The 13,380-nt window shown below is 35.9% G+C and carries 13 protein-coding genes and 2 riboswitches; of the genes, 5 read left to right on the forward strand and 8 right to left on the reverse strand.

Translation table 11 applies throughout. The features are described 5' to 3' along the window. Positions 1 to 2 precede the first annotated feature (2 nt). Positions 3 to 920, reverse strand: coding sequence for an ABC transporter permease (locus SJY24_RS29505; protein WP_377867164.1), 918 nt, complete (start codon positions 918 to 920; stop codon positions 3 to 5). Positions 921 to 1,056: 136 nt separating this feature from the next. After that, a riboswitch (SAM riboswitch) is annotated at positions 1,057 to 1,161 on the reverse strand. A gap of 172 nt (positions 1,162 to 1,333) precedes the next feature. On the opposite strand from SJY24_RS29505, the gene SJY24_RS29510 reads away from it, so the two are divergent. Beyond that, complete coding sequence (locus SJY24_RS29510; protein ID WP_000371386.1) at positions 1,334 to 1,549, forward strand: DUF3951 domain-containing protein; 216 nt, start codon at positions 1,334 to 1,336, stop codon at positions 1,547 to 1,549. An 18-nt stretch (positions 1,550 to 1,567) separates the two neighbouring features. Here SJY24_RS29510 and SJY24_RS29515 read toward each other — a convergent pair whose 3' ends face one another. The 6 genes from SJY24_RS29515 to SJY24_RS29540 form a co-directional block, all read right to left on the reverse strand. Then, positions 1,568 to 2,062, reverse strand: a complete 495-nt coding sequence (locus tag SJY24_RS29515) for a hypothetical protein (protein WP_377867166.1) — start codon at positions 2,060 to 2,062, stop codon at positions 1,568 to 1,570. Positions 2,063 to 2,294: 232 nt separating this feature from the next. Then, a complete protein-coding gene (locus SJY24_RS29520; protein WP_377867168.1) occupies positions 2,295 to 3,554 on the reverse strand; it encodes a multidrug effflux MFS transporter in 1,260 nt (419 codons plus the stop codon). Between the two features lie 117 nt (positions 3,555 to 3,671). Next, positions 3,672 to 5,390: a DUF3981 domain-containing protein gene (locus tag SJY24_RS29525; protein ID WP_377867321.1), complete on the reverse strand. Its 1,719-nt coding sequence runs from the start codon at positions 5,388 to 5,390 to the stop codon at positions 3,672 to 3,674. Between the two features lie 78 nt (positions 5,391 to 5,468). Beyond that, positions 5,469 to 6,002 carry an MFS transporter gene (locus tag SJY24_RS29530; RefSeq protein WP_002115372.1) on the reverse strand — a complete coding sequence of 178 codons (534 nt, stop codon included), beginning with the start codon at positions 6,000 to 6,002 and terminating at the stop codon, positions 5,469 to 5,471. Then, on the reverse strand, positions 5,999 to 7,435 hold the full coding sequence (locus tag SJY24_RS29535; protein ID WP_377867170.1) for an FAD-binding protein: 1,437 nt from the start codon (positions 7,433 to 7,435) through the stop codon (positions 5,999 to 6,001). Before SJY24_RS29535 ends, SJY24_RS29530 begins: the two co-directional genes overlap by 4 nt. Positions 7,436 to 7,553: 118 nt before the next feature. Next, a complete protein-coding gene (locus SJY24_RS29540) occupies positions 7,554 to 8,318 on the reverse strand; it encodes a hypothetical protein (RefSeq protein ID WP_377867172.1) in 765 nt (254 codons plus the stop codon). A 157-nt stretch (positions 8,319 to 8,475) separates the two neighbouring features. Between SJY24_RS29540 and SJY24_RS29545 the strand changes: the two genes are divergently transcribed. The 4 genes from SJY24_RS29545 to SJY24_RS29560 all read left to right on the forward strand — a co-directional run bounded on the left by SJY24_RS29545 (position 8,476) and on the right by SJY24_RS29560 (position 12,172). Further along, positions 8,476 to 9,384, forward strand: coding sequence for an NAD(P)-dependent alcohol dehydrogenase (locus tag SJY24_RS29545; protein WP_377867174.1), 909 nt, complete (start codon positions 8,476 to 8,478; stop codon positions 9,382 to 9,384). An 80-nt stretch (positions 9,385 to 9,464) separates the two neighbouring features. Further along, positions 9,465 to 9,578: riboswitch (SAM riboswitch) on the forward strand. 85 nt (positions 9,579 to 9,663) lie between these two features. Next, on the forward strand, positions 9,664 to 10,476 hold the full coding sequence (locus tag SJY24_RS29550; RefSeq protein WP_377867175.1) for a MetQ/NlpA family ABC transporter substrate-binding protein: 813 nt from the start codon (positions 9,664 to 9,666) through the stop codon (positions 10,474 to 10,476). A gap of 12 nt (positions 10,477 to 10,488) precedes the next feature. Continuing rightward, entirely contained in the window at positions 10,489 to 11,529 is a 1,041-nt protein-coding gene (locus SJY24_RS29555; protein ID WP_377867176.1) for a methionine ABC transporter ATP-binding protein, read from the forward strand. Beyond that, positions 11,504 to 12,172, forward strand: a complete 669-nt coding sequence (locus SJY24_RS29560) for a methionine ABC transporter permease (RefSeq protein WP_377867177.1) — start codon at positions 11,504 to 11,506, stop codon at positions 12,170 to 12,172. Before SJY24_RS29555 ends, SJY24_RS29560 begins: the two co-directional genes overlap by 26 nt. Before the next feature lie 48 nt (positions 12,173 to 12,220). Here SJY24_RS29560 and SJY24_RS29565 read toward each other — a convergent pair whose 3' ends face one another. After that, positions 12,221 to 12,997: an SDR family oxidoreductase gene (locus tag SJY24_RS29565; RefSeq protein WP_377867178.1), complete on the reverse strand. Its 777-nt coding sequence runs from the start codon at positions 12,995 to 12,997 to the stop codon at positions 12,221 to 12,223. Positions 12,998 to 13,380 lie beyond the last annotated feature (383 nt).

Raw genomic sequence — 13,380 nt, forward strand, 5'->3', positions numbered from 1 at the left:
CCTTACGTAATAGAACGAATGCGCGGATCAACAATACCGTGAATGATATCTGTAATAAAGATACATACAATTAATAGCGCACTATAGAAAATGGTTGTTCCCATAATTACCGGATAATCTCGGTTAAAAATACTATCTACAAAATATTTTCCTAAACCAGGAATTGAAAAGATTTTTTCAATAACGAAAGTCCCTGTTAAAAGTCCAGCCATTAATGGGCCAACAAATGTAAGTACCGGAACAATTGCATTTCGAAGAGCATGTCTTATAATGATTTTCTTAATTGGTATACCTTTCGCTCTCGCTAGCTTAATATAATCACTCTGCAATACTTCAATCATATTAGAGCGAACAAACCTTGTAATAACCGCGATTGGCCCTAACGCTAATGCGAAGGAAGGTAATACAGTATGCTCGAAGGTTCCCCAAGACGCCACTGGTAGTAATTCAAATTGGATGGCGAATACTTGTATAAATAGTGGCGCTAAAATAAAACTAGGAATAGAAATACCGAGAATCGCAAGCAAGCTCACACTATAATCAATCACTTTTCCATGATATAGCGCGGCAAATGTACCTGCGGCAATTCCGACTAACAGTGAAATAACAAGTGCTTGTAAACCAATAATTGCTGACGGTCCAAAACCGGTTGTTATAATTTCCGATACACCTTGACCTGTCGATTGAACAGATTCACCAAAATCAAAATGAACTACCCCATCCAAATAAGCAACATACTGATTCCATAACGGTTCATCAAGGTGATACTTCGCTCTCATGTTTTGTATCACTTCTTCAGGAAAGATTTTCGCATCTGACGAAAATGGATCCCCTGGAATAATATGCATAATTAAAAATGTTACTGTCGTAATAACCCATAGTGTAAATACCATAACCGATAGTTTTTTTATAACATACACTTCAATAACCCCCTAAACACATAAATTTACTTTGTTTTATTAACGTATTTTTCCCATTACTTCTTTTTCTCTTCCTAGAATACAAAAAGCCTTGATCTTAAAAAATAAGATCAAGGCTTAATAAACAAGGGCCCATCACTTATCTTTCAAGACTTGCTTGCTGGAATTAGCACGGTGTTCTATTACAGAACCCGCTGCTGAGGTGTCATAGGGCCAGTCCCTCTACCTCTCTGGATAAGTAAATTGCTATATTATTATTTGGTTCAAATTGTATATTTTGAATTATAATTCTGAAAAAAAGAAAAGTCAATCAAATTGGATATATTTAGAAAAATCAGTTTTTTAATGTCATTATTTCTTAAAATCACTACTTTAACTTATAATAAAATTAATTACTTTAAAGGAGTTATAAGATGGATCCCTTACTTCTAGCCACCATAGGATTGCCATTAACAATTGTCATACTCGTAATCATCGGCTTCTACAAACTCTTCATTAAGAAGAAACGTATCACTTCTTTTTATACTCCATTCGATAATATTACTGGACAAACAATTTCAGAATTTCACGAAGAACAGAAGGTATTAGTATCCGAGGATGAAGACGGAGATGGTAAGAAGAAAAAATAACCTTGCGCATGCGCAAGGTTATTTTTGGGCCTCTGTTTGAAAACGTTTATAGTATGTCGATGCTGTTGAAAAATGAATTTCTATGTCACGAATCAACGAGGAGTCTTCTTCTGCTGCTAACTTCTGCAATTTTTTCATTGATTGTTCTGATTCATTTAAGAAACCAACATATAATTCATGTTCCTGTTCTTTCGACTTCGGAACACGAATTTCTTTACGCATATGATCAATATCTTCTAACATGCCCGTTGTTACCTGTTTCACGTCTTCCTTATATTTATCATTAGTTATTTCCTTACCGCCCTTTTCTTTTGCCACTTCAAATAACTGTAACGCTTTATTAATTTCTTTGTTCATTTTCACATCATACTTTTCATGTACCTCGTGATACACTTTCATCTCTTTTGTCTGTTCAGTAGATTGCTCCACCTTTTCTTTCGGTTCTTTATTCCCATTACATCCTGCTAGAAGGAGCATACCTCCCATTACAGCAATACCCAAAACCTTCTTCATCTTTAATTCTCCTTTTATCTACAGCTACTTCTAATTATAGTTTCTTTTATCTCCACTTATTTTATTATACCGAGAACATCCTAAATTTTGTACTTAAGATGATTTCTTAATATATATACCCACATTTTTGTCACAGTATCGTCACTTTATGCAAGTAACTTTTGCATGAGTTATTTCAAAGAAATGAAAAAAAGAGCTGATTCAGGGAAATGTTTGAATCAGCTCTTTTTTGTTAAGCCTCTAAATTTTGTTTTTGTTGCAGTTCAAACTGCTTTTCACTTCTTTTTGCCATGAATAAATAACATAACACAGCACCAATTTCACAAAGAGCTATAACAACACCCATAGGAAGTGCTGTATTGCTTCCACCAATACCTACTAGCGGTGCAACAAGCGCTCCTGAAATGAACTGTAATAAACCTAGTAAAGCTGATGCTGTTCCCGCTGCTTGTTTTTGATTTCTCATCGCTAACGAGAAGCCGGTTGTTGATACAACCCCAACACTTGATACAACAAGAAATAGCGAGCATAAAACACCGATTAGCCCTATTCCTAATACGATTGTAAGTAGTAACGATAGACCGCCAACAGCCGCAATAATAATACCAGCAACAAATAAAGTTTTCTCATTAACTTTCCCCGCTAAGCGGCCAGTAACTTGGCTAGCAATAATAATACCAATACCGTTAATTGCAAAGAACAAACTAAACTGTTGTGGTGATGCCCCGTATATATTTTGCAACACAAACGGTGAACCAGAAATATAAGCAAACATTGCAGCTGTTACTAATCCTTGCGACAATGCATACCCCATAAATAAACGATCTTTCAGAAGCTTTCCGTATGTTGCAAGCGTTCCTGATAATCCACCTGTCTCTCTTTCTTCAGGAGGTAATGTTTCACGTAATACGAAAGTAGCTGATATTAGCATGAACACACTAATTGCTCCAAGAACGATAAAAACGCCGCGCCATGATGTGAACTGTAATAATTGTCCCCCGATAATCGGTGCCAAAATAGGCGCTGCTCCGTTTACTAGCATAAGCAGTGAGAAAAACTTCGTCATTTCAGAACCTGAATACATATCACGTACCATTGCACGTGATATAACGATACCAGCAGATCCTGAAGCACCTTGTAAGAAACGTAAAAGCACTAAACTCCAAATCGATGGTGCAACAGCACAAAGTAAAGAAGAAGCAACATAAATAATAAGAGCGATAATAAGAGGTTTGCGTCTTCCGTAAATGTCACTAATTGAACCAACAAATAACTGTCCTACTGAAAGCCCAAGTAAACAAGCTGTCAATGTAAGCTGCGCAAGAGATGCTCCTGTTTGTAAATCATCCGTTAATTTTGGTAAAGAAGGCAAATACATATCAATCGATAATGGCCCAATTGCCGTAAGTGTCCCTAATACAAGAATCATCCATAACCTGTTTGTCTTTACAGGTTTATATACTTCGTGATTAACTCCATTCACTTTTTCCATTCACCCTTTCATATAAATATCGAATCGTAACAATTATAGTTACAACATAAATATACGTCAAGTATACCGTATTTCCCTGTTTAATAATGTAAAAAAAGCGATAGAATCTCTATCGCTTTACTTTTTCAAATTACTATTTGTAAATTTAGATACAGATGCCATCGTTTCTCCTGTGTCTAAATATGTGATTTGAATTGGATCTCCTACTTCTGTAAACATTGCATATGGGAATTTCTTCGCTGGTACCATGAATACTTTTTGCTCGTTTTCTAATAATACGTACACAATCGTATTTTCACCTGATTTTTCTTTATACACACGTTGTACAGTGCCTTCTTTTTGCGCTTCTTTCCCATTTGAAGTCGGTCTAAATGAATCACCACTTCCGTTTAGCGCATTTTTATAGTTCTCAAGTGCTTCTTTTTGCGTCGAACCTGACGCAAACACTTTTGCATTAGAAGCATATATAACAGTATGAGCACGCACTAATCCGCCGTCATCAATAACTGGTACAATCCAAGAAGGTTTACCGTATACGTTATAAATAACTGGCATTGTTCCATGCCATTTCTCTCTCTTAAAGGAATTATCTACTACTTCTGTAGCAGCCGAACCGTCCATAATTCCCTTCACTTCTTTTCCGTTATAGTAATACAACTTTCCTGTACGTGCATCAACTAATGAGTAACCGAGAGCAGAATCTACTCCTTCTTTCGGAGAGGTAAAGTCTGTAAAGTAATACAGTTTACCATCTTTTCCGAAGATCGGCGTAACGCCTTCCTTCGTCCCCCACTCAGTCGGAATCTTCATGTCAGTTTGTGAGAATTTCGTATTCCAAAATCCGTGAATGTATTTTCCGAAGTACGTATTTAACGTAGATGCTGTTTCATGATTTAATACACCATCAACGAATTTAGGTGCATTCCCTTTATCATATCGATTCACATCACCTGTTTGTGCATCAACAACGACAACGCCTTCTACTTCAAACCCTGATCTTCCTGAAATAAACTCACCGTATGTCATTGTATAATACGGTTTTCCTTTATCATCAACTTCAAATTTTGGTTTCCCTTTAAAAACTAAATCTGGCTCTGCTTTTCGAACGACACGTTCTAATTTATTACCGAAAAACATGCTTGGTACATACTTCATTTTATATCCAAGATGTAATTTCGCTTCCGCATCAGGGTTTGTACCTGACATTGTTACGTAACCTGGAATTGTTTCTGCTTTACGTGCTTTAAAAAATCCCGAAACTTCTATCGGTGCTACATACAAGGCTTCACCATTTACCATTTGTGGCGTTAATTCCCCTAGTTCAAAATAAGCTACTTTCGGAATATCACCAAATACCTTTTTCATTTTATTTTCCGCTGTTTTAGGCGGAACTGTAAACGGTTGGTCATTTTCAGTAAATGTCTCTGAAATATCTTTCTCTACCTTAACAACAGAATCATATTTCTTTTGCGAGATTACTATATCGTGCAAATAACCAAAATAGCCGTAACTTGCGAGTAAAACAAACATTAGAAGTCCTTTTAACGTACCTTCTAATTTCCCTACCTGCTCTTGTGAAAATAAAACAAGCCCAATTAAAACCGCTACTGCAACAGAATAATGAGTAAGAATAGAATCTGCTCGATCATCAATTAGCCAGAAATATTCATAGATTGCAATACCTATCCAAAATAAAACAGGAATAACTAAAATAGATGATTTCTTACCCTTTACAACTTTCTCATTTCCTCCTTTATCCACCGCACGAATTTTATTACCGCTTCTAGTCCATGGAATCAAAAACAAAGTGAGAATAGCTAAAACTATAAATTTCATCAAAGGCAATGTCCCCTTTTCTTTTGTCTTCTCCATAAGTATAACAAATAAAGGGTAATCAGGTAAAAATGGGTATGATTATATTTTTTTGCTACTTAATACAATTCCACTCACTGCATATAAAATAGATGCTATATAAAAAATGGTGCCAATCGTAAAGAAATCTACTAAATATCCCGTTGCAATAACTGCTACTGCTCCTCCAACCGATGTCCACACATGATATTTTCCAATTTCATAACCAGCTTTTTTCTGTTCTACCTTTCGTGCTAACGACGTCTTCTCCGTATTGCGCTGCACAGCACCTAAAATACCCATTAAAATTTGGAGAATGTATACATGCCAAACTTCTGTTGCAATAGGGAAACAAAGCATTAATATAGCCATGGACCATGCGTATATAATTAATAACTTTCTATCACCTACTCTATCAGAGATTCTTCCAACTAACGGATATACTAGAGCTGAAGTTAAGGCAAATAAGCCGTACGCCCAGCCAAATTGCGAGAAGCTATTCCCAACATTTCGAAGCAATAGAATGTAAAAAGGGAATACCATACTTCCCGCCATCATAATTATGCTTTGTGACGCTACAAATCTTCTATATGTCATTTGCTATACTCCTTATAAAATAAATTCACAAACCTTTCCTCTGGGTCTACTTCCTTCTTCTTCTGAAGGAATTCTTCTATACGAGGATACGCTTTCTTTAGTTGCTCCTTTGCCGGATAAGAATAATACGGTAAATAATAACTTCCATTATGCTTTAAAGTAACATCAATCATCTTCTGAATGACCACTTTTGTTTTCTTTATTTCATCCTCAGAACGCCCTTGATTAATTAGAAGCACAAGCGCAAACATATCATCTTTCGCATAAGATAGCACCGCATTCTCATTCTTCTCTACATAGCGGATTGTAATGTTAAGAAGGTTTAATTCCTCCTCATTTAAAACACTTCGCAAATCATCTATATACTCTGCAAAACCATCTATCGGTACAAAGTACTCTTGTAAAACTTCGGTCAAGTTTGGATTATCGTATTCCATAAAAGCACTATCAGATCTCATTACGTTATTTCGAGTTTCGTACTTACCATCTGTACGTTCAAAATAACTTCTTTGTATATCCCAAAATGCGCCCTTTCCCCAGTCACTATAACGTGATAACCCAAGTAAGAATTTCGGCGCAGCTATAATATTTTCTTCCTTTAATTTGCTGTACTCTTTCAACTTCTGTTGATCTTCTGCCAGTACATAATCTGTCACATACATCTCTTTTAAAAATGAATTTGGAGCAACAGAAATACGTGCTAAATGCATACGTATATTCTCGTCCCTTCGCACTTTATTCTTAAAGTATGAAGAGTATTCTTTATAATCTAGTACTTTCGTATGCGTTTCATACAATTCATCATTTGTTAACTGTAGCGTCACATCTAAAATTACACCAAACAATCCGTATCCCCCAATTACATACGGAAACAAATCAGCATTTTCTTCTCTACTTACATTACGCACCGTTCCATCTGCCATTAACAATCTGAACGACTCTACTGTATCAATTAATGCTTCATGACGAATATCACGCCCATGTACATTTACACTTAATGAACCACCAACAGTAAAAATATTTTGAGATTGCATCACTTGAACTGCAAGACCATATGGATTGATTTTCTTTTGAATGTCATTCCATGTGACACCGCTTTGTACCCTAATCCTCTTCTTCTCCGGATCGAATTCTAATATTCCATTATACCCTTTCATATCAAGCATCGTACCGTTCGGATAATACGTCTGCCCGCCTTGGCTATGTTGCATACCTGCAATAGAAATCTTCTCTCCAGAAACAGTTGCATCTTGCACTAACTTTTTTAATGAACTTTCATCCTCAGCATTTTCAACACGTTTAATTTTCGTTGGAAGCAACTTCCCTACATCACTCATAATAGGATGATCCAGTTGCTCTTTGTATGTATATACAGATGTCGCGAGCAACACTGTATACGCTACAATAACAACTGCTATCTTTCTTTTTTTCAAATGGCACTCTCCTCTTCTAACGTTCTTCCTCTTCATATTGTACCTACTTTCCTACGAAGAAGGTATTAACAAAAAAGAGAGAGACCCTTTATTTTAGGTCCCTCCCTCATCCAGACTGTTACTTTACTGCTGGCAGCTGTATTGGCTCAAACTTTTCGTACGATGTATATTTTGCATTCGTAATAATGTGTGCCTTATCCTTACCATTACTACTCATAATCATATCTATCTTCGCTGATTCATATTTAAAATCTTTTGTAATGATATATTCTGCATCCACTTCTTCTATCTTTGCGTTTTGTGCTTGTAGCATTTTCTTCTGCGTTTCATCCATGCTAGTTAACATACTCTCTGTTTCTTGCCCTTTTAATATAAACGTCAGCTTATATTTATCTCCGCTTTTCTCCATCTTCATTTTATCTAAAACTACTGCTGGCACTTCTAAATTATCTATAATATCTTGAGTAGCTTTCATTCCGCTAGCATTTAATTGCTCCTCCGGTACAGATATAACTTCTCCTGTATTAGGATTTTTCACCTGACCAGCAACTTTACCATCCACAGCATACACTACAACATCTGTACCAGAAACATTCATTTCAGAACGAGAATTCTTTTTCTTTGGCTCTAACTGCATTTTAGCCTTTAGTACATCCATCTCTGTTCCTTCAGCTTTTATCCCTACATCATATGTCATCGTTACATGTTCTTCATTTTTAAAAGCCTCATTCGCTTTCTTGAAAACATCCTTCGCTGCTAATTCCTTCTCCTTTTGCACCGATTCTTTTTTCGGTTCATCCGTCTTTGTTGTTTTCTCATTACTACAACCTGCCCCTAAAATAACTGCAAGGACTAAACTAGAAGTTAAAATAAGTTTTTTCATAATTCCCCCTCCTTTTCCAAAAGGATACCATCTATTTTCCTTTGAAATCTATATGATTTTTAATATTTCTATTTAATTTTATCCCTCCCCTAACAACATGATTAAAGGAATACCTAAATATGATGTAAATAAAGACAATTAAATTCAGGAGGTCATTATGAAAGCAATTATGTGCACAAAGTATGGGCCACCTAACGTTCTTCAGCTTCAAAATATAGAGAAACCTACACCTAAAAAGAACGAAGTATTAGTTAAAATTCACGCAACAAGTGTAACAACTGGAGATTGTAGAATGCGAAGCTTCACTAGTCCTCTTTTATTTTGGATTCCTATGCGAATTGTATTAGGTTTTAGAAAACCAAGAAAGCCTATACTTGGTGTAGAATTATCTGGTGAAATTGAGGAAGTAGGAACAGATGTAACTCAATTCAAAAAAGGAGATTACATCTTTGCATTAACAGGACTTAACGTTGGTGGTTATGCTGAATACGCATGCGTACATGAAAGTGGATTGATAGCATTAAAACCTCCCAATGTGACGTATGAAGAAGCGGCAGTTATTCCTTTCGGCGGAACTTCAGCATTACATTTTCTGAGAAAAGGGCACATAAAACAGGGACAACAAGTCCTCATATATGGCGCTTCCGGATCAGTAGGTACCGCTGCTGTGCAACTTGCTAAATATTTCGGTGCGACTGTTACAGCTGTTTGTAGCAATTCAAATTTTGAGTTAGTACAATCTTTAGGAGCTAATCACGTAATTGACTATACGAAAGAAGATTTTACAAAGCGGGATGAACGCTACGATATTATATTTGATGCAGTTGGAAAAATTAAAAAATCCTATTGCAAGAGCGCATTAACAGCTAACGGTAAATACGTGTCAGTCAACGGAACGATGGCAAAAGTAAGCAAAGAAGATATGCTTCTACTAAAAATGCTAACGGAAGAAGAAAAATTAAAGCCAGTTATCGATAAAACTTACCCGTTAGAAGAAATTTCAAAAGCTCATACGTACGTAGAGACCGGACATAAAAAAGGTAATGTTTCCATTACCTTAAAATAAAATATATTCAGAAAATAACATTGACAATTCTTTTTGTAAGATTTACTATTAGTACCATATTTAAAAACTACATACACATACTCTTATCAAGAGTGGCGGAGGGACTGGCCCGATGATGCCCGGCAACCGAGCTTATAACATATAAGCTAAGGTGCTAATTCCTGCAGAACGATTTTCGTTTTGGAAGATAAGAGAGGAACCTATTTCGTCTATTCGGCACCTCTCTTATTTTTGAGAGGTGCTTTTTATTTTGGAACGTATATTAAGGGGGAATTATAGATGAAAAAGGTATTATTAAGTATTGTAAGTGGAGCTGTATTATTGTTAGGTGCATGTGGTGCTAATTCTGATAAAGAGGTAAAAGCATTAGATGAGAAAAAGATTACCGTTGGTGTAACAGGTGGACCGCATGAACAAATTTTTGAAAAGGTGAAAGAAGTTGCAGCAAAAGATGGTCTCGAAATTGATGTAAAGGTATTTAATGATTATGTAGCGCCAAACGTATCTTTAGATGAAAAAAGCCTCGATGTAAATAGCTATCAAACTAAATCTTATTTAGACGTATTTAAAGCTGAACGCAACATGAAATTAACTGAAGTATTTTCCACAGTAACATTCCCTATGGGTGTATATTCTAAAAGCTTAAAAGATGTAAAAGAATTAAAAGAGGGCGATGCAATCGCTGTCCCAAATGACCCAACAAATGAGCTTCGTGCTTTAAAGCTATTTGAAAAAGCAGGGGTTTTAAAAGTTGATCCAAAAGCTACAGAAAAAGCGACTGCAAAAGATGTAATTGAAAATCCGAAAAATTTAAAGATTGTTGAATTAGAGGCATCTCAATTACCAACGCAGCTAAGTGAAGTGAAAGCAGCTGCAATTAATACAAACTTTGCATTAGGTGCAAAATTAAGCCCTGCGAAAGATTCTATCTTCCGTGAAGGAAAAGATTCACCATATGTGAACTGGGTCGTTGTTCTTACTGAAAATAAAGATGATGCTGTTGTAAATAAATTAAAGAAAGCTTATCAATCTAAAGAAGTAAAAGATTTCATTGAGAAAAAATTCGATGGTTCTGTTTTACCGTCTTGGTAGGAGCTGACTATAATGATTGAATTAAAAAACGTCTCCAAAGTATTTACAACAAAAAAAGGGAATGTTGAGGCTCTTAAATCAACTTCCCTTAAAGTAAAAAAGGGCGAAGTATTTGGAATCATAGGATATAGTGGCGCTGGTAAAAGTACATTAATTCGTTGTGTAAATTTATTAGAAAAACCAACGACAGGAGATATCATTGTAAATGAACAAGAGTTAACAACCTTATCGACAAAAGAACTCGCAAAGGCGAGAAAAAAGATCGGCATGATTTTTCAAGGATTCAATTTACTTAAAACCGTTACCGTTTATGAAAATATCGCTCTACCCTTACGTCTATCTGGTCTCTCCAAAAATGAAATTGAAAAAAGAGTAGAAAAGTATTTACGTATTGTTGATCTCTTTAATAAAAAAGATGCCTATCCAAGTGAATTATCTGGTGGTCAGAAACAGCGTGTTGCCATTGCACGTGCACTATCACATGAACCTGAAGTTTTATTAAGTGATGAAGCAACGAGCGCTTTAGATCCAGAAACAACCGATTCTATCCTTGATTTATTATTAAAGATCAACGAAGAAATCGGAATTACGATTTTGCTAATTACACACGAAATGAATGTCATCCAGCGTATATGTGATCGAGTCGCTGTTATGGAGCATGGGGCGGTAGTCGAAAGTGGAACCGTAAAAGATATTTTCACAAACCCACAACATGTAACAACGAAGAAATTTGTAAATAGCGCATTTGCAGCTAAAATTCCAGAAGAGGTACAGAAAGAGCTACAAAGTACTGGAGAAATTGTAACACTTTCATTTATAGGGACCGCTTCAGGAGAACCAGCGTTAGCTGTCGCTACAAAACGTTTTCAAGTATATCCTAATATTTTATCAGGCAATATTACGCAGTTAAAACATGAGGCATATGGGAAACTGGTTGTTCATATGCAAGGTGAAAACAGTGAAGTACACCGTGCCTTATCATTTTTACAAGAACAAGGGATCATCGTAGAAGGAGGTAGAACAGATTATGGGAAACAAGTCCTTTTTGGATGAGTGGGGTAACGTAATATGGGAAGCAACCATTCAAACATTTCAAATGACATCTATTTCACTATTTATCTCTATCCTTATTGCATTACCACTTGGCGTTACACTTGTTTTAACGAGACCTGGTGGACAGCACGAAAATAAAATCATTTATCCTATTCTTAATACAATTATTAATATCATTCGCTCTCTTCCATTTATCATTCTATTATTCTTCATTTTACCTTTTACAAAGTTTCTAATGGGAACGTCCATTGGCGTGCAAGGTGTTATCGTACCACTTGTTGTCTTCACAGCCCCTTACATTGCCCGTTTAATGGAAACTGCTTTATTAGAAGTGGATCGCGGTGTCATTGAAGCATATCAAGCAATGGGAGTCTCTACTTTAAAAATCATTTGGCACGTTATGGTTAAAGAAGCTCGCCCATCTCTCGTACTTGGATTAACAATCGCAACGATCGGCTTAATCGGTGCAACAGCAATGGCTGGACTTGTAGGTGCTGGCGGCCTAGGTGATTTAGCATATCGGTTCGGACATTTACGCTACGAACCTGAAGTGATGTATGCAACAGTCTTTATTTTAATCATTCTCGTTCAAGGATTACAGTCGTTAGGGAATGGTATAGCGCGAAGATTGAAGAAAGATTAAAAAGAAGGTATCTCACCGAAATGAGATACCTTCTTTTTATTTATAAACTTATCTCTTAAATCCACCTTCTGAATGAATAACTTGCCCTGTAATCCACCCGGCTTCTTCACTTACTAAAAACTTAATAAGCCTTGCTGCATCCTTCGGCTCACCAATTCTACCAAAAGGAAACATCGGCTTTAATCCTTGCTTTATCTCTTCAGTCATCCATCCTGTACTAGTTGGACCTGGGTTAATTGCATTCACTGTTATTCCTAAATGAGCTATCTCAGCTGACAACGTACTAGTAAGAGCATCAATAGCTCCCTTCGTTGTTGCATACGCTAGTTCTCCTGCCATAGGTCCTTTAAACTGTCCCGACGTCATATTCACAATTCTACCACCAGATTTCTTATCAAACCCTTGGGCAAATTGACTACTTAACAACGTAGTCGCACGAACATTTACCATGTAGTGCTTATCTAATTCTTCAGCAGTCAAATTAGAGAAATCATTATTCGTAGAATACGCTGCATTATTAATTAATATATGAGGGTACCCTAGTTGTTCAGTAACTTTATTTATAAGCTCTTTTGGTGCATCATTCTGAGTTAAATCTAACTCCATACTCGATACTTTAACACCGCTTTTTAGTAACTCTTCTTTTAATTGTGTTTGTTCACTTTGATCAACGCCCCAAGGCATCTCTTTATCGTACGCTGTCCAATACGTAAAAAATATATCGTATCCTGCTCCAGCTAATTCTTTACAAATCGCTGCGCCTATACCATCTAGACGACTTACACCTGTAACAACTGCTATTTTATTTTTTAATTGATTCATCATATACTCCTCCAATTTTACAGGACGCATACTTTATATAAGAGATATGAATTTCCCTATACATTATCCTTACAAAAGGGATGTACAAGCCAAATATGCAGTCCTTGAATGATTTACAGATAGCTAAATAAACCCTCACTTATGAGAGAAAAATTTATCTATCTAGTTTCTAATCATTACAAACTCATCCACATATTAAGTCCTTGTCTCCTTTCCATATATCTCTATTTCTATCATACCAATATGATGTAATATTTCAAATGATAAAAAAATAAAATTCAATATTCATGCCGATCTTCTACTAATTTCATTATATTACAATAACTAAATAATTAAAATGATCAGAAAAACACTGGTAAATACTGGCTTTATTTTTTATAATAAAA

Source organism: Bacillus sp. R86525, from assembly GCF_042466195.1.
In the GTDB taxonomy this organism is placed as follows: domain Bacteria; phylum Bacillota; class Bacilli; order Bacillales; family Bacillaceae_G; genus Bacillus_A; species Bacillus_A nitratireducens.

Excerpts from the sequence above, each read along its gene's own strand:
- SJY24_RS29510 (WP_000371386.1), top strand. The coding sequence starts at position 1,334 with ATGGATCCCTTACTTCTAGCCACCATAGGATTGCCATTAACAATTGTC.
- SJY24_RS29515 (WP_377867166.1), bottom strand. The coding sequence starts at position 2,062 with ATGAAGAAGGTTTTGGGTATTGCTGTAATGGGAGGTATGCTCCTTCTA.
- SJY24_RS29520 (WP_377867168.1), bottom strand. The coding sequence starts at position 3,554 with ATGGAAAAAGTGAATGGAGTTAATCACGAAGTATATAAACCTGTAAAG.
- SJY24_RS29525 (WP_377867321.1), bottom strand. The coding sequence starts at position 5,390 with ATGAAATTTATAGTTTTAGCTATTCTCACTTTGTTTTTGATTCCATGG.
- SJY24_RS29530 (WP_002115372.1), bottom strand. The coding sequence starts at position 6,002 with ATGACATATAGAAGATTTGTAGCGTCACAAAGCATAATTATGATGGCG.
- SJY24_RS29540 (WP_377867172.1), bottom strand. The coding sequence starts at position 8,318 with ATGAAAAAACTTATTTTAACTTCTAGTTTAGTCCTTGCAGTTATTTTA.
- SJY24_RS29545 (WP_377867174.1), top strand. The coding sequence starts at position 8,476 with ATGAAAGCAATTATGTGCACAAAGTATGGGCCACCTAACGTTCTTCAG.
- SJY24_RS29550 (WP_377867175.1), top strand. The coding sequence starts at position 9,664 with ATGAAAAAGGTATTATTAAGTATTGTAAGTGGAGCTGTATTATTGTTA.
- SJY24_RS29555 (WP_377867176.1), top strand. The coding sequence starts at position 10,489 with ATGATTGAATTAAAAAACGTCTCCAAAGTATTTACAACAAAAAAAGGG.
- SJY24_RS29560 (WP_377867177.1), top strand. The coding sequence starts at position 11,504 with ATGGGAAACAAGTCCTTTTTGGATGAGTGGGGTAACGTAATATGGGAA.
- SJY24_RS29565 (WP_377867178.1), bottom strand. The coding sequence starts at position 12,997 with ATGATGAATCAATTAAAAAATAAAATAGCAGTTGTTACAGGTGTAAGT.